The 21,288-nt window shown below is 69.2% G+C and carries 16 protein-coding genes; 8 read left to right on the top strand and 8 right to left on the bottom strand.

The features are described from left to right. Nucleotides 1-49 precede the first annotated feature (49 nt). The 6 genes from K9U40_RS13530 to K9U40_RS13505 all read right to left on the bottom strand — a co-directional run bounded on the left by K9U40_RS13530 (nucleotide 50) and on the right by K9U40_RS13505 (nucleotide 6,327). The gene (locus K9U40_RS13530) at nucleotides 50-967 is read right to left on the bottom strand and encodes a 50S ribosomal protein L11 methyltransferase (protein WP_282890695.1); all 918 of its coding nucleotides are present in this window, start codon (nucleotides 965-967) and stop codon (nucleotides 50-52) included. 210 nt (nucleotides 968-1,177) lie between these two features. Then, nucleotides 1,178-3,601, bottom strand: a complete 2,424-nt coding sequence (locus K9U40_RS13525; RefSeq protein WP_282890701.1) for an ATP-dependent helicase — start codon at nucleotides 3,599-3,601, stop codon at nucleotides 1,178-1,180. Nucleotides 3,602-3,716: 115 nt separating this feature from the next. Further along, nucleotides 3,717-3,950, bottom strand: coding sequence for a hypothetical protein (locus K9U40_RS13520; protein WP_282890694.1), 234 nt, complete (start codon nucleotides 3,948-3,950; stop codon nucleotides 3,717-3,719). 72 nt (nucleotides 3,951-4,022) lie between these two features. Further along, entirely contained in the window at nucleotides 4,023-4,367 is a 345-nt protein-coding gene (locus K9U40_RS13515; RefSeq protein WP_282890693.1) for a cupin domain-containing protein, read from the bottom strand. Nucleotides 4,368-4,435: 68 nt separating this feature from the next. Further along, on the bottom strand, nucleotides 4,436-5,815 hold the full coding sequence (locus K9U40_RS13510) for an MFS transporter (RefSeq protein ID WP_282890692.1): 1,380 nt from the start codon (nucleotides 5,813-5,815) through the stop codon (nucleotides 4,436-4,438). Nucleotides 5,816-6,027: 212 nt separating this feature from the next. Further along, complete coding sequence (locus tag K9U40_RS13505) at nucleotides 6,028-6,327, bottom strand: hypothetical protein (RefSeq protein ID WP_282890691.1); 300 nt, start codon at nucleotides 6,325-6,327, stop codon at nucleotides 6,028-6,030. A gap of 180 nt (nucleotides 6,328-6,507) precedes the next feature. Between K9U40_RS13505 and K9U40_RS13500 the strand changes: the two genes are divergently transcribed. Further along, nucleotides 6,508-8,328 (top strand): AI-2E family transporter, encoded by a 1,821-nt coding sequence (locus tag K9U40_RS13500; protein WP_282890690.1) that lies wholly within the window; start codon nucleotides 6,508-6,510, stop codon nucleotides 8,326-8,328. A 79-nt stretch (nucleotides 8,329-8,407) separates the two neighbouring features. Here the strand turns inward: K9U40_RS13500 and K9U40_RS13495 are convergent, their stop codons facing one another. Further along, entirely contained in the window at nucleotides 8,408-13,243 is a 4,836-nt protein-coding gene (locus K9U40_RS13495) for an NAD-glutamate dehydrogenase (protein ID WP_414114981.1), read from the bottom strand. A gap of 325 nt (nucleotides 13,244-13,568) precedes the next feature. Between K9U40_RS13495 and K9U40_RS13490 the strand changes: the two genes are divergently transcribed. The 7 genes from K9U40_RS13490 (at nucleotide 13,569) to K9U40_RS13460 (ending at nucleotide 19,708) form a co-directional block, all read left to right on the top strand. Next, nucleotides 13,569-14,129 carry a peroxidase-related enzyme gene (locus K9U40_RS13490; RefSeq protein ID WP_282890700.1) on the top strand — a complete coding sequence of 187 codons (561 nt, stop codon included), beginning with the start codon at nucleotides 13,569-13,571 and terminating at the stop codon, nucleotides 14,127-14,129. 126 nt (nucleotides 14,130-14,255) lie between these two features. Then, nucleotides 14,256-14,798, top strand: coding sequence for a hypothetical protein (locus K9U40_RS13485; RefSeq protein WP_282890688.1), 543 nt, complete (start codon nucleotides 14,256-14,258; stop codon nucleotides 14,796-14,798). A 207-nt stretch (nucleotides 14,799-15,005) separates the two neighbouring features. After that, complete coding sequence (locus K9U40_RS13480) at nucleotides 15,006-15,779, top strand: ABC transporter ATP-binding protein (protein ID WP_282890687.1); 774 nt, start codon at nucleotides 15,006-15,008, stop codon at nucleotides 15,777-15,779. 2 nt (nucleotides 15,780-15,781) lie between these two features. Continuing rightward, nucleotides 15,782-16,498, top strand: coding sequence for an ABC transporter ATP-binding protein (locus K9U40_RS13475; protein WP_282890686.1), 717 nt, complete (start codon nucleotides 15,782-15,784; stop codon nucleotides 16,496-16,498). A 51-nt stretch (nucleotides 16,499-16,549) separates the two neighbouring features. Beyond that, nucleotides 16,550-17,755, top strand: a complete 1,206-nt coding sequence (locus K9U40_RS13470; protein WP_282890685.1) for an ABC transporter substrate-binding protein — start codon at nucleotides 16,550-16,552, stop codon at nucleotides 17,753-17,755. 65 nt (nucleotides 17,756-17,820) lie between these two features. Further along, nucleotides 17,821-18,702 carry a branched-chain amino acid ABC transporter permease gene (locus tag K9U40_RS13465; protein WP_282890684.1) on the top strand — a complete coding sequence of 294 codons (882 nt, stop codon included), beginning with the start codon at nucleotides 17,821-17,823 and terminating at the stop codon, nucleotides 18,700-18,702. Between the two features lie 10 nt (nucleotides 18,703-18,712). Continuing rightward, nucleotides 18,713-19,708, top strand: coding sequence for a branched-chain amino acid ABC transporter permease (locus K9U40_RS13460; RefSeq protein WP_282890683.1), 996 nt, complete (start codon nucleotides 18,713-18,715; stop codon nucleotides 19,706-19,708). A gap of 219 nt (nucleotides 19,709-19,927) precedes the next feature. Here the strand turns inward: K9U40_RS13460 and K9U40_RS13455 are convergent, their stop codons facing one another. Further along, the gene (locus K9U40_RS13455; RefSeq protein WP_282890682.1) at nucleotides 19,928-21,073 is read right to left on the bottom strand and encodes a benzoate/H(+) symporter BenE family transporter; all 1,146 of its coding nucleotides are present in this window, start codon (nucleotides 21,071-21,073) and stop codon (nucleotides 19,928-19,930) included. Nucleotides 21,074-21,288 lie beyond the last annotated feature (215 nt).

Genomic DNA, 21,288 nt, shown 5'->3' with positions numbered 1-21,288 from the left:
GGTGCGAGCGGGTCGGGTGCGAGCGGGTCCGCCTCCCGGCGCTCCTGCTTCAGCGCAGGGGACGCCCCGCATCCGCTGCGAGGGTGAGCGTCGCCCAGCCTTCGATGTGCCGCTGCGACACCAGACGCAGCCCTTGGGCGCGATAGGCGGCGAGTGCCGCCGGCACCTGCGCCGACAACAGCCCCGACAGCACGATGCGTCCGCCCGGTGCCATCAGCCGGCGCAGCGGCCGCGCCAGCCGCTTCAGCGGCGGCAAGAGGATATTGGCGAGGATGAGGTCATAGGGGCCGCCTTGGCCCAGCGCGCGGGCGCCCGCGCCGGCCGCATGGATCATCCGCACCCCCGGCGCCTTGTTGGCCTTCGCGTTGGCGCGGGCGGTGCGCACCGCCACCGCGTCGATGTCGCTGGCCACCACGCGGGTGTGGAAGATCCGCTCCGCCGCGATGGCGAGTACGCCGGTTCCCGTCCCCACATCCAGCACCCGGCGAGGATAGGGCCGCCCAAGCCGCGCCGCATCGACGATGGCGTTGAGGCAGCCCTGCGTGGTGCCGTGATGGCCGGTGCCGAAGGCGAGAGCCGCCTCGATCTCGATGCCGATGAGGTTCGGCCCCACCCGGCCGCGGTCATGGCCGCCATGGACCACGAAGGTGCCGACGCGCACCGGGGCGAGGCCTTCGAGGCTTGCGGCCACCCAGTCCTTTTCTTCCACGTCGCCGAAGGTGACGCCCCGGGCGATCTCCGGCCCCACGGCGATCTCCACCAACTCGGCGAGCCGTTCCGCGTCGAAGGCGGAGCCGGCATAGACCTCCACCACCCACTCATTGTCCGTCCGCTCGAAATTGGCCACCGCCACCTCGGCGGGATCGAACGTCTCGGAAATGAGGTCGGCGATGCGCTGGGCCGCGACGCGCGGCGCGGCGACCCGCATCACATGGGTGGCATCGTTGGGGGGAAGGCCTTCGAGCATGGGGGCGAAATCATCCGTTCATCTTGAGGGCGTGGGTCTCGGGCTCCCCGCCGCACGGCGGGCCCCGGCCGCCTCGGCCGCATATCCGCGCTTGTCGGCCGCATGCGGCGCTTCCGTCAAGGGCGGTGCCGCCCAAGGCGCGGTCGTCTTGCCGACGGCACCGGTCTTTGACCGGGGGCGAGATGGCTTCGCCCAGGTGCCGCGCGGGTATCACGCCTTCTCGACGAAGGTCTCCAGCACCCGCTTCTCGCCGGCCTTGTCGAACTGGACGGTCAGCTTGTTGCCGTCGATGCCGGTCACCTCGCCATAGCCGAACTTGATGTGGAACACCCGTTCGCCGGTGTTGAAGGCCGATGCCGCGCCGGTGGAGGTGGCCACCAGCGTGCCCTCGATCACCATGGGCCCGCGCCGGGCGGAGCCGCCCGCATCATAGCGTCCGCCGCGCTCGGAGAAGCCGCCGCGGGAAGGGCCGGAATCGGTGCGGCCGCGATTGCTCTGCGCCCGCTGCCAGCCGGGGGTGGAATAGGACGAGGCGGCAAACGGCTCGGCGCGGTCGAACCGGCTCTGGCCGTAGCTGCCGCCGCCATAGCCGGAGCCGCCCCAGCCCGCGCCGCCGCGGCTTTCCTCCACCCGCACATGGGCGTCGGGTAGTTCGTCGAGGAAGCGGGAGGGCACCGTGGAGTTCCACATGCCGTGGATGCGCCGGTTGGACGCCACGAAGATCCGCGCCGAGGCCCGCGCCCTCGTGATGCCCACATAAGCGAGGCGGCGCTCCTCCTCCAGCCCCGCCTTGCCCTGCTCGTCGAGCGCCCGCTGGTGGGGGAACAGGCCTTCCTCCCAGCCGGGCAGGAAGACGGTGTCGAACTCAAGCCCCTTGGCGGAATGCAGGGTCATCACCTGCACCGCGTCCTCGCCGGCGCCGTTGTCGGTGTCCATCACCAGGGAGATGTGCTCGAGGAAGCCGGAGAGGTTCTCGAACGGCTCCATGGAGCGCACCAGCTCCTTCAGGTTTTCGAGCCGTCCGGCGGCTTCCGCCGAGCGGTCCTTCTGCCACATCTCCGTATAGCCGCTCTCGTCCAGCACGATCTCGGCAAGCTCGGTGTGGGACATGACCCGCGCCTGCTCGCGCCAGCGCCCGAACGCCTCCACGAGGCCGCGAAGGGTGCCGCGCACCTTGGGCTTCAGCTCCTCGCTCTCGGTGAGAACGCGGGTTGCCTCCTGCAGCGGCAGCCCGGCGGCGCGGGCGACATCGTGGATCTGCTTGACCGTGGCATCGCCGATGCCGCGCTTGGGCACGTTCACGATGCGCTCGAAGGCGAGGTCGTCGGCGGACGAGTTCACGCAGCGCAGATAGGCCAGCGCATCGCGGATCTCCGCCCGCTCATAGAAGCGCGGGCCGCCGATGACGCGATACGGCAGGCCCAGCGTGACGAAGCGGTCCTCGAACTCGCGCATCTGGAACGAGGCGCGCACCAGGATGGCGATCTCGGACAGTTTATGCCCGGCGCGTTGCAGTGCCTCGATCTCCTCGCCGACGGCGCGGGCCTCCTCGCCCGAATCCCAGGCGCCGGTGACGGTGACCTGCTCGCCGTCCTCGCCTTCCGAGAACAGGGTCTTGCCGAGCCGGCCCTCATTGTGGGCGATGAGGTGGGCGGCGGAGGCGAGGATGTGGCCGGTGGAGCGGTAGTTGCGTTCCAGCCGGATCACCCTGGCGCCGGGAAAATCGCTCTCGAAGCGCAGGATGTTGTCCACCTCCGCCCCGCGCCAGCCATAGATGGACTGGTCGTCGTCGCCCACGCAGCAGACATTCTTCGAGCCCTGGGCGAGCAGGCGCAGCCACAGATATTGAGCCACGTTGGTGTCCTGATACTCGTCCACCAGCAGGTACTTGAAGCGCTTGTGGTATTCGGCGAGCACGTCCGGGTTCTCGCGGAACAGGCGGATGCCTTCCAGCAGCAGGTCGCCGAAATCCACGGCATTCAGCGCCTTCAGCCGCGCCTGATAGGCGGCATAGAGGGTGCCGCCACGGCCGTTGGCGAAGACCGCGCCCTCGCCGGGCGGCACGTCCTTCGGCGACAGGCCGCGATTCTTCCAGCCGTCGATGGTGGAGGCCAGCAGCCGCGCGGGCCAGCGCTTCTCGTCGATGTTCTCGGCGGCCAGCAACTGCTTGAGCAGGCGGATCTGGTCGTCGGTGTCGAGGATGGTGAAGCCGGATTTCAGCCCCACCAGCTCGTGGTGACGCCGCAGGATGCGCACGCCGATGGAATGGAAGGTGCCGAGCCACGGCATGCCCTCCACCTGGTCGCCAACCATAGCGTGTATGCGCTCCTTCATCTCCCGCGCCGCCTTGTTGGTGAAGGTCACCACCAGGATCTGGGAGGGATAGGCCCGGCCCTGCGACAGGATGTGGGCGACGCGGGCGGTGAGCACCCGCGTCTTGCCGGTGCCGGCGCCGGCAAGGACGAGGAGGGGGCCGTCCAGCGTTTCCACCGCTTCGCGCTGCTCGGGATTGAGGCCGTTCAGATAGTCCGGCGTCGGGGCCGCGGCGGCGCTGGCGCGCGCGGCGATGCCGCCCGCGCGGGGAGCGGGGCGCTCGGGCGCCGGCTCAGCCGGGCGCCGGCGCGGATCGGTCAACTGGGTCAAGGGCGCACTCTCGCAAGGCCTGATTCTCTATTGAGAACAAAATGGCACTCAATGGCGGCGATTGCGAGGGCGCCGGGCCGATCCTGCTTCGGCGGTCACTTTCCTGTCATTTCAGGGCATCGAGGGTGCCGTGCCGCCGCCAGGTGCGGGCCCTGAGGCGCGGCGCCAGCCACCAGGAGAGCGGCAGCGACAGCAGGGCGGTGCCGCCCACCACCCACGGCATGAGCTCCAGGGCCTCCCGGGACAGCGGCGTCAGCAGCACCAGGAGCAGGCCGGTGAAGAATAGAACCGCCTGGATCATCAGGAACAGCATGGCGGCGATCTGAAGTCGCACGGACATGGGATTTCTCCTTCCGGATCGAGGTCTCGGAAGGCCAACACAAAAAGCCCGGGCGCGGTTCCGGCGAAGGGTTCAGGCCGGGGCGGCCGGTTCCTGCGCCCTGGGCAGGTGCACCACGTAGAATTTGCGCACCGGCGTCACGCTCTTCCACGTGCCGGCAAAGCCCGAGGGGATCAGGAAGGAGGCGCCGGCCTCGTAGGTCTCGGTGTGGCCCGAGGCGTCGGTCAGCTCCACCGTGCCTTCGATCAGCACGCAGAATTCGTCCTCGTCGTAGCGGACCGCGATCTCGGACGGCTCGGACGCCCAGAAACCCGCGGAGAAGGCGCCGGTGCGGTCCTGGTACCATTCGTGGACGGTGGTGGCGGACGCGGCGTCGATGGCGGGCTTCGGGTCGAAGCGGATGGAGCGGATGGACATTGCGGGCCTCCCTTGCATCGCGATCTGATCGGACAACGCGTTCTCTTTCTTCGCGTTCAGAACGCGGGTCAGGGCGCCGGGGCCTGGTCCGGCGCCGCGACCCGCGCCAGCAGCGCGGCGCCGAGGGCGAAGAAGGCGACCAGCACCGCCACCCCCGCCTTCTGGCTGCCGGTGGCCGCCGTCACCAGCGCCACGCAGGTGGGCGCGGCGAACGAGGTGATCTTGCCGGACAGGGCGAACAGCCCGAAGCATTCCGCCATGTTGCCGGCCGGCGCAAGGCGCACCAGCAGGGTCCGCGAGGCGGCCTGGAGCGGGCCGGCCACGCCGCCGATGAGGAGGCCGAGCCCCACATACACCTTTTCGGGCACCGAGCCGTAGAGCCCGCTGCCCGGTGCCGTGGGCACGAAGCCGAACAGGATCGCGTCGCGCCCCACCGAGAGCAGGCCGACCGCGGCGAACAGCAGGACCAGCAGGGCGCCCAGGATCACCGTGCGCGGCCCCAGCGCGTCGTCGAGCCAGCCGCCGGCGAGGGCGCCGGCGGTCCCGGTGAGGGTGAGCAGGATGCCGAAGATGCCGATCTCGATGGAGCCCCAGCCGAACGTGCCGGCCGCATAGATGCCGCCGAACGCGAACAGCGCCACGAGGGCGTCGGTATAGACCATGTTGGCGATGAGGAAGCGCGCCAGCGCGGGCCGCTTCATCAGCCACGGCAGCAGCTTGCGCATCTCGCACAGGCCGGTGTGGATCGCCGCGCCCATGGGCATGGCGCGGGGCGCGTCGGGCACGAACAGGAACATGGGCACCACCAGCACGGCATACCACAGCGCCGTGAACGGGCCGCTGAAGCGGTCGCCCTCCCGCGCCGCCGCATCCAGCCCGAGGGCGGGCGGACGGCCGAGAAGGGTGAGGCCCGTATCGGGCTGGGTGGAGAAGAAGGCGAGCATCAGCGCCAGCGCCACCAGCCCGCCGAAATAGCCCGCTGCCCAGCCGGCGCCCGACAGCCGCCCCAGCCGCTCCTTGGATACGAGGGCCGGCATGATGGCGTTGTTGAAGACGGTGGCGAACTCCACCCCGATGGTGCCTATGGCGAAGGCGGCCAGCACCAGGGGAATGCGCGCCGTGTTCCCCGGCTCGGCGAACCACAGCAGTGCCGCGCCTGCCATCATCATCAGCCCGAAGGCGAAGATCCACGGCTTGCGCCGGCCCGCCGCATCCGCCACCGCCCCGAGGAGCGGCGAGCACAAGGCGATGACGAGCCCCGCCGCGCCGGTTGCGAAGCCCCACAGCGCCTGCCCCTCAACCGGCGTCGCGGCGACGGCCGAGGCGAAATAGGGGGCGAAGATGAAGGTGGTGATGAGGGTGAAATAGGGCTGGCAGGCGGGATCGAACAGGATCCAGCCGAAGATGGCCCGGCGCGGAGCCGGAGAGGACGGGGAGATGTCGGGCATGCGGACCAGGAGGGGACAGGTCCGGCCAAGGGGACAGAGGATGGGGCGTTGCGCAAGGGCGCCGGGCATGGGTGCCGGGTGATGGTGCGCGACGCGACGGTGAGCCGACACACCTGCTGGCAGGGGTATTTCGTTTCCCCATCCTTCGGCACAGGGGCCGACGGGAGAGCGCGGGCCGCCGGCAGACCTCGATGGCCGATTCGGGCAGGCCCTTATTCCGGCAGTTCCGGCATGGGGCCGGCATCCTTCGGCACCACGTGCTCCACGAGGGCTGCCACCGCGTCGGCTACCAGGACGGCGGCACCGATGGGCGCGGCGGAGAAGAACTCCTCCTTCACCTTGTTGCCGTCGGCATCGTCGAAGGCGGAGGAGGCGGCGCGCACCGTCACGGCCTCCGTCACCAGGTAGCCGTTCTTCACCAGGTCCCGGGCCATGGCCTTGGGCGGGCGCCTGTCGCGGACGTGCATTTCCTCCCCGCCACCGCCGCGCAGGGCAACGCGATAGATGAACATGGCCGTGGCCTCCGCTCCTTAACGCTCATCGAACGCCCGTCACCGCCGCCGCGTTCCGCCGGGTTCGCGGGGGAGGGGGGTGGATCGCAAAGCCGTGCTGGAGCGTTGTCCCCAGCGTCCCGGTGCGCCCGGGATGCCGGCGGGCGATCGCGGCGGAACCGGCGGGAGAGGGAGCAAGGCATGCTGCGTTCGGGGGATCCATCGTTCAAGACACCCGGGCTCGGCAGCGGGCAGGATCGCCTCGTCACCTTCTTCGCGGCCATCGCCATCGTCACCGTGCTTTATCTCGGGCGCGACGTGTTCGTGCCCATCGCGGTGGCGATCCTCCTGTCCTTCGTGCTGGCGCCGGTCATCCTGGTGCTGCGCCGCATCCGCATTCCGCGCACGCCCTCGGTGGTGGCGGTGGTGCTCGTCACCTTCGTGGGGCTCCTCGCCCTCGGCGGCGTGCTGGCCATGCAGGTGACCGATCTCGTGGCGGATCTGCCCCAGTACCGCATGAACATGCGGGAGAAGATCAAGTCCCTGAAGGATGCGGCCGGCGGCTCCGGCGCGTTCGAGCGCACCATGGACATGCTCCAGGACCTCAGCCGGGAGATCGACGAGCCGGCGACCGGCGGGCAGGGGGCGACGGGCGCCGCCGACGGGCGGCCGGTGCCGGTGGAAGTGCGCCAGCCGCCGCCGGGCACCCTCGGCACCCTTTCGGCCGTGGCGGCGCCGCTGCTGCATCCCCTCGCCACCTTCGGCATCGTCTTCATCTTCGTGCTGTTCATCCTGCTGCAGCGGGAGGACCTGCGAAACCGCTTCGTGCGGCTGGCGGGCGCGCACGACATCCAGCGCACCACGGCGGCCCTCGACGATGCCGCGAGCCGGCTGTCGCGCTTCTTCCTGGCCCAGGTGGCGCTGAATGCCGGGTTCGGCACCGTCATCGGCCTCGGCCTGTGGGCCATCGGGGTGCCAAGTCCCTTCCTGTGGGGGTTGGCAGCGGCGGTGCTGCGCTTCGTGCCCTATATCGGCGCGGCGGTGGCGGCGGCGCTGCCCATCGGCCTCGCGCTGGCGGTGGATCCCGGCTGGACCATGGTGCTGTCCACCGCCGCCCTGTTCCTGGTGGTGGAACCACTGGTGGGCCATGTGATCGAGCCTTTGCTCTATGGCCGCTCCACGGGCCTGTCGCCGGTGGCGGTGATCGCGGCGGCCACCTTCTGGACCTGGCTGTGGGGGCCGGTGGGGCTGCTGCTCTCCACCCCGCTCACGCTCTGCCTCGTTGTGCTGGGCCGCCACGTGGAGAGCCTGGAATTCCTCGACGTGGCGCTGGGCGACCAGCCGCCCCTGTCGGCGAGCGAGCTGCTCTACCAGCGCCTGCTCGCGGGCGATCCGCTGGAGGCCGCCGCCGCGGCCGAGGAGCATCTGAAGCAGAATTCCTTCGCCGATTATTGCGACGGGGTGGCGCTGCCGGCGCTGCGGCTGGCCCAGCGCGATGCCGCCCGCGGCGTGCTGGACGAGGCACGCCAGATCCGGCTCAAGGAAACCCTCGCCGAGCTTCTGGATTATCTGCCGGACGCGGCGGCGGAGGATGAGCCGCATGGCGCGGCGTCCTCCCGCGTCCTGGCCCTTGCGGCCCGATCGGCGCTCGACGAGGCGGCGGCGCTGCTGTTCGCCCACCGGCTGCGCCAGTCCGGCGTGCGGTGCGAGACGCGCCCGCACGGCGGGCTCGGCCGGCCGGTCGACGACGAGGTGGGACTCCTGGTCCTGTCCTATCTGTCGCCGGCAACCCCCGCGCACCGGCGCTACACCATCCGTCGCCTCAGGCGCGATGCACCCGGCCGGCGGGTGATCGTCGCCGACTGGGGCTTGGAGGAGGGGCAGCCGGAACGTCTCGAAGGCGAGGACGCGGCGGTCACCTCCATCGCGGCGGCGGTGGAGGCCGTGGAAGCACCGCCCGCGCCCACCGCCCCTTCCGTCCCGGTTGCCGCCCCGGCTCCGGTGCGGGCCGGCGCGGCCTGATCTGGCCCGCACGTCATCGGGCGCGCGCGGCGCCCCGGCAAGAAGCGCACGGCCCCGGTCATGGACCGGGGCCGTCGTTTCAGCTCCGTACCAGGTCCGAGAGCAGGCTCGCCGCCAGCGTCAGCTTGGACAGGCTGAGGCCGGAGGCGGCGATCTCGCGGACCGTGCGACGCATGCGCTCCACCTCCTCGTGGCGGGCGCAGATGAAGGCGTCCACCGCCGCCTCGCCCGCCTTGTCGCCCACCAGCATCTGCTCGGTGATGCGGCGCATGAAGGTCTCCAGCTGGGCCAGCGACCGGTCGAGGGCGAGCCGGTCGTAATAGTCCGGCGCCAGGATGCTGCGGGCCTGCATGAACAGGTCGTCGATGGCGAAGGTGCGTCCGGTCGCAAAGAAGGTGCTGGCGGCGCTCGGGATCGACTTGCCGGTGGTCTCGGCGATGAGGGCGATGTCGGACGCCGCCGCCAGTCCCGGCATGAAGGCGATCTTGCGGGCGAGATCCTCCGGCACGTTGTGCCCGATGAGGTCGGCCATGCGCGCTTCGCGATCGCGGCGCCAGGCTTCGGGCAGGCTCTCTTCCAGAACCGCCGCCACCGCGGCGACCCCCGCGCGATAGCGCTCCACCACGCCGGCGATGCCGTCCGCGAAGGAGACGTTGCCGAGGAACCAGATGGTGCGACCGATCATCAGGTCCTGCACCGCCGCATAGAGGGCGATCTGCACCGCGCCCGGCACCTTGTTGTCGAGGGCGTCGATGGCGGCATTCAGCTCCGGCAGGTGATAGCTGTCGCGCACGGCGGCGAAGGCGCGGGCGATGGCCGGGGCGTCGGCGCCGGTCTGGTCCGCGATGCGCGCGAGGCACGACGGCCCGCCCTGGTTGACGATGGCATTGGACAGGCCGGTGGCGATGATCTCCCGGTGCAGCCGGTGGGTCTCGATGGCGTGGGGGTAGCGCTCCTTGATCTCGCGGGGGAAATAGTTGACCAGCTCCCCGGAAAGGTAGGCGTCGTCCGGCACGTTGGAGGCGACGAGGTCCTGGTCCAGCGCCAGCTTGGCATAGGCCAGCAGCACCGCCAGCTCGGGCCGGGTGAGGTGCTCCCCGCGCGAGCGCCGGTCGGCGATCTCGGAATCGGAGGGCAGGAATTCCACCGCCCGGTCCAGCTCCCCGCGCGCTTCCAGCATCTGCATCAGCCGCTGCTGGAAGGCGAGGTCGTCCGCGCCCTTGTGCTCGGCCAGGGAGAGCGCCAGCGTCTGCAGATAGTTGTTGCGCAGCACCAGGGCGCCGACCTCGCCGGTCATCTGCTTCAGCAGGGCCGCCCGGTCGGGGGCGGAGAGGTCGCCCTTTTCCAGCGGCAAAGCGAGGGCGATCTTGATGTTCACCTCCACGTCGGAGGTGTTCACGCCGGCCGAATTGTCGATGGCGTCGGTGTTCAGCTTCACGCCCCGGCGCGCCGCCTCGATGCGGGAGCGCTGGGTCATGCCGAGATTCGCGCCCTCGCCCACCACCCTGGCGCCGAGGTCGGCGGCGGTGATGCGCACCGCGTCGTTGGCGCGATCGCCCACCTGCGCGTCGGTCTCGCCGGAGGCGCGCACATAGGTGCCGATGCCGCCGAAAAAGAGCAGGTCCACCGGCGCCTTCAGGATGGCGTTGATCAGCTCCGCCGGAGTCGCATGGGCCTTGGGGAAGCGCAGCAGGGCCCGGGCCTCGTCCGTCAGCTCGATGCTCTTGGCGCTGCGCGGGAACACGCCGCCGCCCTTCGAGATGAGGGGCGCGTCATAGTCGGCCCAGGAGGAGCGCGGCAGGTTGAACAGGCGCTGGCGCTCGGCGAAGGCGGCGGCCGGGTCCGGATCGGGATCAATGAAGATGTGGCGGTGGTCGAAGGCGGCCACCAGCTTCAGCGCGCTCGACAGCAGCATGCCGTTGCCGAACACGTCGCCGGACATGTCGCCGACGCCGGCCACGGTGACGGGCGTCACCTGGATGTCGATATCCATCTCGCGGAAATGGCGCTTCACCGCTTCCCAGGCGCCGCGGGCGGTGATGCCCATGGCCTTGTGGTCGTAGCCCACCGAGCCGCCGGAGGCGAAGGCGTCGTCCAGCCAGAAGCCGTGGCGGGCCGAGATGGCGTTGGCGACGTCGGAGAAGGTGGCCGTGCCCTTGTCCGCCGCAACGACGAGATAGGGATCGTCGTCGTCGAGGCGCACCGTGTCGGCGGGATGTACCACCTGCCCGCCCTTCAGGTCGTCGGTGATGTCGAGGAGACTGGAGACGAAGATCTCGTAGGCGGCGGTGCCCTCGGCCATCACGGCCTCCCGGCTGCCGCCGGCCGGCAGGCGCTGGGGGACGAAGCCGCCCTTGGCGCCCACCGGCACGATCACCGCGTTCTTCACCTGCTGCGCCTTCACCAGGCCGAGGATCTCGGTGCGGAAATCCTGCGGCCGGTCGGACCACCTGAGCCCGCCGCGCGCCACCTTGCCGAAGCGCAGGTGCACGCCTTCCACGCGCGGCGAATAGACGAACACCTCATAGAGCGGGCGGGGCAGGGCCAGGTCCTGCACCTTCGCGCTCTCGAACTTGATGGCGATGGCCTCGCGGGGCCGGTCCTCGGCGTCGCGCTGGTAGAAGGTGGTGCGGATGGCTGCGTCCACGAGATTCACGAAGCGCCGCAGGATGCGATCCTGGTCGAGGCTGGAGACCGAGGCGAGCTGGTCGTTGATGACGGCGCGCAGCGGTGCCTCGCGGGCGGCGCGGGCCTCGGGCGAGGAATCGAGGGCGGGATCGAAGCGGGCGTGGAACAGGCCGACGATGGCGCGGGCGAGCGCGCCGTGGGCGTTCAGCGTCTGCCAGATATAGTCCTGCGAGAAGGGGAGGCCCGCCTGCCGCAGGTAGCGGCCCAGGGTGCGCACCAGCGCCGCCTCGCGGAAGGACAGGGCGGCATCGAGCACCAGGCCGTTATAGCCGTCATTCTCCGCCGCGCCGCGCAGCACCGCGTTGAGGCAGTCCTCCAGTCGCTCGTCGGCGCCCGCCATGGAGATGGAGCCGCCATCGGCGCGCTCCAGGGTCATGTCGTGCAGCCAGCTGCGTGTCGCCCCGCCCGCGGGCTCGATGCGGTAGGAGCGCTCGTTGATGGCCTTGAGGCCCATATTCTCCAGCATGGGCACGCGGGTGGAGAGGGGCAGCGGCGCGCCGAAGGAGAGCAGGCGCAGGGAGATGCGACGCTCGTCGTCGCCCGGGCGGCGGTAGAAGTCGAGGGCGACGGGACGCGCGGGCGACAGGCGTTCCAGCCGGTCGATGTCGGCGAGCGCCGTCGCGATGTCGTATGCGGCCTCGTAGCCGGGGCCGAACGCGGAGGCGTAGCGGTGCTTCAGGTGCGCCGCCGTCTCCCAGTCGATGCCGGGCAAGGCGGAGATGGCCGATCCGAGCCGCTCGCTCCAGGGGAGCATGGCATCCGCCACCTCGCGCTCCAGCGCGGCGCGGTCCACCTGCGGAATGCGGCCGTCGTTGCGGTCGATGATGAAGTGGACGCGGATGAGCGCGATGCCGGTGACGAAGTCCTGATCGACCGATGCCACCCGTCCTCCGAAGGCGCGGGCGAGGATGGCGCCGGTCTTGTCGCGCACTTCCGCGTCGAACCGCTCGCGGGGCAGGAAGACGAGGACCGAGACGAAGCGGTCGAACCGGTCCGCCCGCGCCAGCACCCGGAGCCGCGGACGGTCGTAGAGGGAGAGGATCTCGCGGGCGTGGACCAGCAGGGTTTCCGTGCCGATCTGGAACAGGTCGTCGCGCGGATAGGTCTCGAGCAGGGTCTGGAGCGCGTGGGCCGAATGGCTTCCGGGCTCAAGGCCGGCCTCCTTCACCACCGATGCCGCCTTGAGCCGCAGGTAAGGGATCTCGTGCACCGGCTGGGTGTAGGCGGTGGCGGTGAACAGGCCGATGAGGCGCACTTCCCCCACCACGCTGCCGTCGTCGTCATGGGCCTTGATGCCCACATAGTCCATCATGTCCCGCCGGTGGACGCGCGAGCGCAGGCTGGCCTTGGTGAACAGCAGCGGGGAGGGGCTTTCGAGGAAGGCGCAGATCTCCGGCGTCGTCACCACCGGCTGGTCGCCGAGGCGCAGCTCGTGCACGTCGGGATCGCGCAGGATGCCGAGGCCGCTGTTCGCCTCCGCCCCCAGGCTACCGTCGGCGAGCAGCTCGTAATGCCTGAGGCCGAGGAAGACGAAGTTGTCCTCGGTCAGCCATTCCAGCACGTCCGCCGCCTCTTCCTGGGCGGCGGGGTCGTAGGGGCGCTTCTCGCGGCGATAGCCCTTGCTGAGGCTGCGGACCTGCTTGCGCATGGCCGTGAAATCGTCGTTCACGGCCCGCACGTCCGCGAGGATCTCCTCGATGACGGCTTTGAGCTGCGCCCGCTCCGCCTCGCCGATGGGCGGGACGTGGATGTGGATCAGGCTCTCGCGATTCTCCTCGGACCGCTCGCTCTTGTGCGACGCATCCTCCAGCCCGGTAACGCCGCCTTCCGCGTCGCGCTCCACATGGAGGATGGGGTGGGCGGCGAGCTTCAGTTCCAGCCCGCGCTCGATGACTTCGCCGGCCAGCGAAGTATAGAGGAACGCCATGTCGTCATTCACCGCCTCGATGACGGTGACCGGCCCGCCATGAAGCTCGGGATTGAAAATGCGCACGGAGGACTGCCCCCGGGGCCGGCTGGAGACATGGGACCACGCCTCGGTGAGCAGCAGGGCGACGCAGGACGGGGTGAGGGGAACGAGATCCTCGAGCGCCACGGCGGCGAGGAAGGTGTCGACGAAGCCATCGGGCAAGGCCGGGGCCTGGGCCGCGATCTGCGCCTTCAGCTCCGTCAGGCCGGTGGGATCCCCCCAATTGATCGCGCCGGCTTGAAATCCCATGATGTTCATGGCCTTTCCCCTGTGGAGCGCCGGCCGGCTCCGTCTGCGATGGATCCGGTAACGGGCGAGTTCTGGACCCGGGTTGTGGACCGGGCCGGCAACGCGAGCATGACGAGGCGACGCGATGGCGACGAAGGTGAGGGCAGGCGTGGGCGCGGAAAAGGGCAAAAGCGGGACCGCCGAAAATAAAGGCACGCCTGCAAAAAAGGCGCCCGCGAAAAAGGCGCCGGCCAAGGTCGTGCCTGCCGCGGCGGCGAAGGCGGTGCCGGCCGCCGCGCGAACCCCGAAGGCGGCCGCACCCGCCCCGGCGCGGCAGCGGGACGACCTCCCAGCCATCGCGCTTCCCCTCCCGCCGGCGGAGCTTGATCCCGCCAACCGGGCCTATTTCGACAAGTGCCTGGAGAAGATCGGTTTCGTTCCGAATGTACTCCAGGCCTATGCCTTCGACATGGCGAAGCTTTCAGCCTTCGCGGCCATGTATAATGATCTCATGCTCGCGCCTTCCGGCCTCTCGAAGCTGGAACGGGAGATGATCGCGGTGGTCGTTTCCGCCGTGAATCGCTGCTATTACTGCCTCACCGCCCATGGCGCCGCAGTGCGTCAGCTGTCGGGCGATCCCATCCTCGGCGAGCAGCTGGTGATGAATTATCGCGCCGCCCGGCTCGATCCGCGCCGCCGCGCCATGCTCGACTTCGCCGCCAAGCTCACCGAGCGGCCCAGCGAAGTGGAGGAGGAGGATCGCGAGGCCCTGCGCCGTGTCGGCCTTTCCGAGCGGGACATCTGGGACGTTTCGGCGGTGGTGGGCTTCTTCAACATGTCCAACCGAATCGCCTCGGCCACCGACATGCGCCCCAACGAGGCCTATCACGCCCAGGCCCGTACCTTGCCGGAGTGAGCGCGGCGGCCCCGGTTCGACCCCGCCGCCACCGCGCCGGGGCGGCAGGCGGCCTGCACGAAAGGAGTTGTATTCAGGTAGAGTTATATCTACTTGGACATAGCTTCTTTGGCGGGGATCTCGGATATGGCGTCCTTCCTGTATTCCATGCGGCGCGGCGCATTCGTCGCGGCCGCTGTCGCGGCGATCTTCGGCCCGGTCGCGGCCGGTCGCGCCCAGCCGGCCGCGCCGGCGGAGGATTGCGACACGGCGGCTTGGCCCCTTGCTGCAGATCGCGCGCGCCTTGCCGCATCGCGGCCGAAAGACGTGCGTCCCGGCGAAGCGCTTGCCCTGCCCCTCGAAGGCGCGGTCGCCCTGCATCTCGTGGCGCAGGCGGGAGCGAATCTCCCGCTCGCGCCGAGCAAGGGCGACGCGCGTTCGTTCGCGGGCGTGGTGGCAGTCCAGGTGCCCGGGTCCGAGCGGCTGTGGCAGATCACAGTTTCGGGACCTTCGTGGATCGACGTGGTGGTGGATGGCCGCCCGCTCGAGCCGGTGGCCTTCACCGGCCTTCACGCTTGTCCGGGCGTGCGCAAGAGCCTGCGCTTCAAGATTCCGCCGGGTCTCGTCCAGCTGCAGGCGTCGGGCGCGGAGGCGCCGCTGCTCAATTTGCTGGTCACGCAAGTGGAATAATTCGAGCTTGAGCTGGACAGCACATTCCGAAGTCAAGATCGAGATAGACAAACGTCGCGAGAGCGGTCTATTGACGCTCCCATAGCGCTACGTGCTAGTTTGCGCCGCAAGATGAAGCGCACCGCCCAAAGGTGCCGATCCGGAGGAAATGGCCAGGGACACGTTCGCTGTCCCGTTCGGCCGCAATTGCGAGGGCACCTTACGATCATGGACACCGTCTCAGACGTGCCCTACATCGTTGAAGCGTCTGGTCTTACCAAGGAATTCAAAGGATTTGCTGCGGTCAAGAACGTTGACCTCAGGATCCGTCGGCACACCATTCACGCCCTGATCGGGCCGAATGGCGCGGGCAAGACCACCTGCTTCAACCTCATCACCAAATTCCTGGATCCGACCCGGGGCACCATCCGCTTGAACGGGAAGGACATCACCCGTACCCCGCCGGCCGACGTGGCGCGGCTGGGCATGGTGCGGTCGTTCCAGATCTCGGCCACGTTCCCGCACCTGACCGTGCTGGAGAACGTGCGCATTGCGCTGCAGCGGCCCATCGGCAATTCGTTCCACTTCTGGCAGTCGGAGAAGTCGCTGGACGCGCTCAACGACCGCGCCATGCAGTTGCTCGCCGACGTGGATCTCACCTCTTACGCGAAACATCTTGCGGTAGAACTTCCCTACGGCCGCAAGCGGGCGTTGGAGATTGCCACCACCCTGGCGCTGGAGCCGGAGATGCTGCTGCTCGACGAGCCCACCTCGGGCATGGGCCGCGAGGACATCGCCCGCACCGCCGACCTCATCAAGCGGGTGTCCGAGGGGCGGACCATCCTGATGGTGGAGCACAACCTCTCGGTGGTCTCCGACCTCTCCGACATGATCACCGTGCTCGCGCGCGGCGAGATCCTCACCGAGGGTCCCTATTCGGAAGTGTCGAAGAACCCGCAGGTGGTCGAGGCCTATATGGGCACCGGGCACGGAGCGCACTGACCATGGCTCACGCGAACGGAACTCCGCTGCTGCAGGTGAAGGATCTGCACGGCCATTATGGCGAAAGCCACGTGCTGCACGGCATGACCTTCGACGTTCATCCCGGCGAGGTGGTGACGTTGCTCGGCCGCAACGGCGCCGGCAAGACCACCACCATGCGGGCCATCATGGGCCTGTTGCGCAAGCGCGCCGGCTCGATCCGCTACGAGGGCACCGAGACGGTGGGGCTCGCGCCCAACAAGATCGCCCGGCTCGGCATCGCCATCTGCCCGGAGGAGCGCGGCATCTTCTCCTCGCTCTCGGTGCGAGAGAACCTTTTGCTGCCGCCCGTGGTGCTGCCCGGCGGGCTCACCGTGGACGAGGTGCACGAGCTGTTCCCGCGGCTGGAAGAGCGCCGCAACAGCCAGGGCACCAAGCTGTCGGGCGGCGAGCAGCAGATGCTGGCCATCGCCCGCATCCTGCGCACCGGCGCCAAGCTGCTGCTGCTGGACGAGCCATCCGAGGGCCTCGCGCCGGTGATCGTGCAGCATATCGGCGAGATCATCCGGAACCTGAAGAAGAAGGGTTTCACGGTCTTGCTGGTGGAGCAGAACTTCCACTTCGCCTCCACCGTCGCTGACCGCCACTACGTGGTGGAGCACGGGCGCGTGGTGGACATGGTGGAAAACGACAAGATCGCAGAAAACGCGGCGCGTCTCGAAGCGTTCCTCGGCGTCTGACGCCGGGATCCTGAAAGAGAAGCCGGCGGGAGCCGGTGGGGAGGAAAACACATGCGTCTTGCAGCCATTTTTCTGGCGGCCAGCAGCCTCATGGGCGCCGGCGCCGCTTATGCCCAGGTTCCGGTGAAGATCGGCGTGCTCAACGACCAGTCCGGCCTCTATGCCGATCTCGGCGGCCAGGGCTCGGTGTGGGCCGCCAAGAAGGCCGTGGAAGACTTCGGCGCCGCCGCCAAGGGCCTCAAGGTGGAGGTGATCTTCGCCGACCACCAGAACAAGGCGGACGTGGGCACCTCGGTCGCCCGCCAGTGGTATGACGTGGACGGCGTGGACGCCATCTTCGACACGCCCAATTCCGGCGTCGCCCTGGCGGTCAGCGGCGTCACCAAGGAAAAGAACAAGGTCTTCATCAATTCCGGCGCGGCGTCGTCCGACCTCACCGGCAAGGCCTGCACGCCCAACACCGTGCACTGGACCTACGACACCTGGGCGCTGGCCAACGGTACCGGCAGGGCGATCGTGAAGACCGGCGGCGACACCTGGTTCTTCCTCACCGCCGACTATGCCTTCGGTCACGCCCTCGAGCGCGACACCGAGGCGGTGGTGCTTGCAAACGGCGGCAAGGTGGCCGGCAAGGTGCGCGTGCCGCTCAACAACGCCGATTTCTCGTCCTTCCTGCTGCAGGCCCAGAGCTCCAAGGCCAAGATCATCGGCCTCGCCAATGCCGGCGGCGACACCATCAACTCCATCAAGCAGGCGGCTGAATACGGCATCGTGGAGGGCGGCCAGAAGCTCGCCGGCCTCCTCATCTTCCTCACCGACGTGCACTCGCTCGGCCTGAAGGTGGCGCAGGGCCTGAACCTGACTTCGGCCTGGTACTGGGACATGACCGACGCCAACCGCAAGTTCGCGGACGCTTTCGCGGCGGCCAACGGCGGCAAGCGGCCCACCATGGTACAGGCCGGCGTCTATTCCGGCGTCACCCACTACCTGAAGGCGGTGGAAGCCCTGAAGTCGGCCAAGGACGGCGCTGCCGTGGTGGCCAAAATGAAGGAAATCCCCACCGACGACCCTCTGTTCGGCAAGGGCGAGGTGCGCGCCGACGGGCGCCACATCCACCCCATGTTCCTGTTCGAGGTGAAGAAGCCGTCGGAGTCGAAGGGGCCCTACGATTACTACACCCTGAAGGCGACCATTCCGGCGAACGAGGCTTTCCGTCCCATCGGCGAGGGTGACTGCCCGCTGGTGAAGAAGGGCTGATCCTCCAATGCAGGCGGGCCGGCCCTCAGGGCTGGCCCGCATCCTCCTGACGAGACGGATCTTCGATGTTCGAGCTTCTCGGCATTCCCCCGCAGGCCCTGTTCGGGCAATTGCTGCTCGGCCTGATCAACGGCGCCTTCTACGCCATGCTGAGCCTCGGGCTCGCGGTGATCTTCGGCCTTTTGAACGTGATCAACTTCACCCACGGCGCGCAATACATGATGGGCGCGTTCGGGGCGTGGATGCTGCTCAACTATGCCGGCATCCCCTTCTGGGGCGCGCTGGTGCTGTCGCCGATCGTCGTGGCCATCATCGGCATGGCGATCGAGCGCACATTGCTCAAACGGCTCTATCACCTCGACCATCTCTACGGCCTGCTGCTCACCTTCGGCCTCGCCCTCATCATTGAGGGCCTGTTCCGGCGGCAGTACGGCTCCTCGGGCCTGCCCTACAACAATCCCCTGCCGGGCGGCACCAATCTCGGCTTCATGTTCCTGCCCAACTACCGCGCCTTCGTGGTGGTGGCCTCCCTCGTGGTGTGCATCGCCACCTGGTACGTGATCGAGCGCACCAAGCTCGGCTCCTACCTGCGCGCCGCCACCGAGCGGCCGGACCTGGTGCAGGCCTTCGGCATCGACGTGCCGCGCATGATCACGCTCACCTACGGCTTCGGCGTGGGCCTTGCCGCCCTCGCCGGCGTGCTCGCGGCGCCCGCCTACCAGGTGAGCCCCACCATGGGGTCCAACCTGATCATCGTGGTGTTCGCGGTGGTGGTGATCGGCGGCATGGGTTCCATCATGGGCGCCATCGTCACCGGCTTCGGCCTCGGCATCGTCGAGGGTCTCACCAAGGTGTTCTACCCGGAGGCCTCCTCCACGGTGATTTTCGTCATCATGGCCATCGTGCTCATGGTGAAGCCCGCCGGCCTGTTCGGCACGGCCAAGTGAGGGCGGCGACATGAGCACTTCCTCTCCCACCCACCCCGCCGGCGCTCCCGCAGCCTCCGGCTCCGGTTCGTCCAGCCTGGGCACCATCTTCGGCATCGCCGCGGTGGCGGTGCTTCTGGTGGCGCCGTTCGGCGTCTATCCCGTGTTCCTCATGAAGGTGATGTGCTTCGCGCTGTTCGCGTGCGCCTTCAACCTGTTGCTCGGCTATACGGGCCTGCTGTCCTTCGGTCACGCCATGTTCTTCGGCGGGTCGGCCTATGTGTGCGCCCACACCATCAAGGTGCTGGGCTTCTCGCCGGAACTGGGCATTCTCGCCGGCGTCGTCTTCGCCGCCCTGCTGGGCCTGCTTGCCGGCCTGCTCGCCATCCGCCGCCAGGGCATCTACTTCGCCATGGTGACGCTGGCGCTGGCACAGATGTTCTTCTTCTTCTGCCTCCAGGCCCCGTTCACGGGCGGCGAGGACGGCCTGCAGGCGGTGCCGCGACGGGCGTTGTTCGGCATCTTCGACCTGTCGAAGGACATCAATCTCTATTATGTGGTGCTGGCCATCTTCGTGTTCGGCTTCCTTGTCATCTACCGGACCATCCATTCGCCGTTCGGGCAGGTGCTGAAGGCCATCCGCGAGAACGAGCCCCGCGCCATCTCGCTGGGCTACCGGGTCAACCAGTACAAGCTCATGGCCTTCGTGCTGTCGGCTGCGCTGGCTGGCCTCGCCGGGTCCACCAAGGTGCTGGTGTTCCAGCTGGCCTCCCTCACCGACGTGGCCTGGCAGATGTCCGGCGAGGTGGTGCTGATGACGCTGGTGGGCGGCATGGGCACCATCCTCGGCCCGGTGGTGGGCGCGGCGGTGATCGTGACCATGCAGAACTACCTCGCCGGCCTCGGCGAGTGGGTGCTGGTGATCCAGGGCGCGATCTTCGTGCTTGCAGTGTCCCTGTTCCGCCGCGGCTTCGTGGGCGAGATCATCGCCGTCATGCAGCAGATGAAGGCTAAGAAGGCGGGCTGACCAAACGGCGCGCCGACCGAGTTGAGAGGGCGGACCGAGAGCCGGCAGGCCGCAACCGTGGCTTGAGGCGCCCTCTCATCCCCATGCTTGGAGTGGCGCTCGGGCGGGAACGTCCGCTTGCCGACGAGTTCGGGCGGTTGACCTGAACCGGCTTCGGGCGTTCGGATACGAGAGGCTGGTTGCTCCCGCGGATGGTTCGCCATCCGCGGGATTTTTGCGTCAGGCCGGTCTTATCCGGTCGAGGCCCACGATCAGGAGCCCGGCGGCGAGCCCCCATACCGGCGCCCCGAGGCCAAGGGCGGTGACGCCCGAGGCGGTGGTGGCGAAGGTGGCCACCGCCGCGACCCGGTGCTTCTCCTCGTTCAGCGCCGCCGTGAGCGCACCGGTCAGGGGCGAGAGCAGGGCGAGGCCGGCAATGGTGGCGATCAAAGCGGGGGGCAGTGCCGCGAACACCCCCACCAGCGAGGCGCCCGCCGCCGCCAGCACCAGATAGAATCCGCCATAGACCGGCCCCGCAAGCCAGCGCTTCCTCGGATCGGGGTGGGTGTCCGGCCCCGTGCACAGGGCGGCGGTGATGGCGGCGAGGTTGGTGGCGTGGGCGCCGAAGGGCGCGCTCGCCATGGAGGCAAGCCCGGTGACGGCGAGGATGGGCCGCACCGGCGGCACGTAGCCGCCCGCGCGCAGCACCGCGAATCCCGGCAGGTTCTGCGACGCCATGGTGACAAGGAACAGAGGCAAAGCGAGTCCCACCAGAACGGGGGGGTCGAACCGCGGCGTGGTCCACACCAGCGCCGACACTTCGGGCGCCGGCATGGGGCCGACCCGGCCGAGCAGGACGGCCGCCGCGCCCCCCGCCAGCAGCGCCGCCGGCACCGCCCAGTTGGGCGACAGACGCCGCACGATGAAGAACACCGCGATCACCGGCAGGACCAGGGACGGCGTCGCCGCCGCATGCTCGGCCAGAGCCATGACGAAGCGCGCGAGCACGCCCGCCAGCATGGCGGCGGCCACCGCCACCGGAATGCGCGCCACCAGCGCGCCGAGGGGCCTGATCGCCGCGCACAGCACCACCAGCAGGCCGGCGACCAGGAACGCGCCGGTGGCCGAGGCCATTCCGGTCCCCGAGCCGAAGCCGGCGATGAGCGCCGCTCCCGGCGTGGACCAGGCGGCGATGATGGGCATGCGGTAGCGGACGGAGAGCAGGGCGGAGGTCGCGGCGATGGCAAGGCAGATGGCGGCGACCCAGGAGGAGGCTTCCGCCGGGCTCGCGCCCACCGCATGGGCGGCGGCCAGCACCAGAGCGAGGGTTCCGCCAAATCCCACGAGCGCCGCGACGAAGGCGGAGATGATGATGGAGGCGCGCACGGGATCTGTCCTTGGCTGGAGGTGCGGTTGGCGGGGCGGCGCCTCGGGGCTGCGGGTACTTGGGCTCTTTCCTTGAGCGCGGAGGGCGATTCACCGAGCAGGTTGGTTCAATCTGCCCGGATCGCGCTCTCGGCCACCTCGACGCCGGGCACGGCCTGTGGCGGCGGGCACCGGGGAAGGCGCGCTGCCCGGCGGCGGGGCGTCCGGTCAGGGGG

Origin of the sequence: Xanthobacter autotrophicus, from assembly GCF_030015065.1 — a bacterium.
In the GTDB taxonomy this organism is placed as follows: domain Bacteria; phylum Pseudomonadota; class Alphaproteobacteria; order Rhizobiales; family Xanthobacteraceae; genus Xanthobacter; species Xanthobacter autotrophicus_D.
The sequence above is the reverse complement of the archived record's forward strand: the minus strand, read 5'-3'. Positions and strand labels throughout refer to the sequence as shown.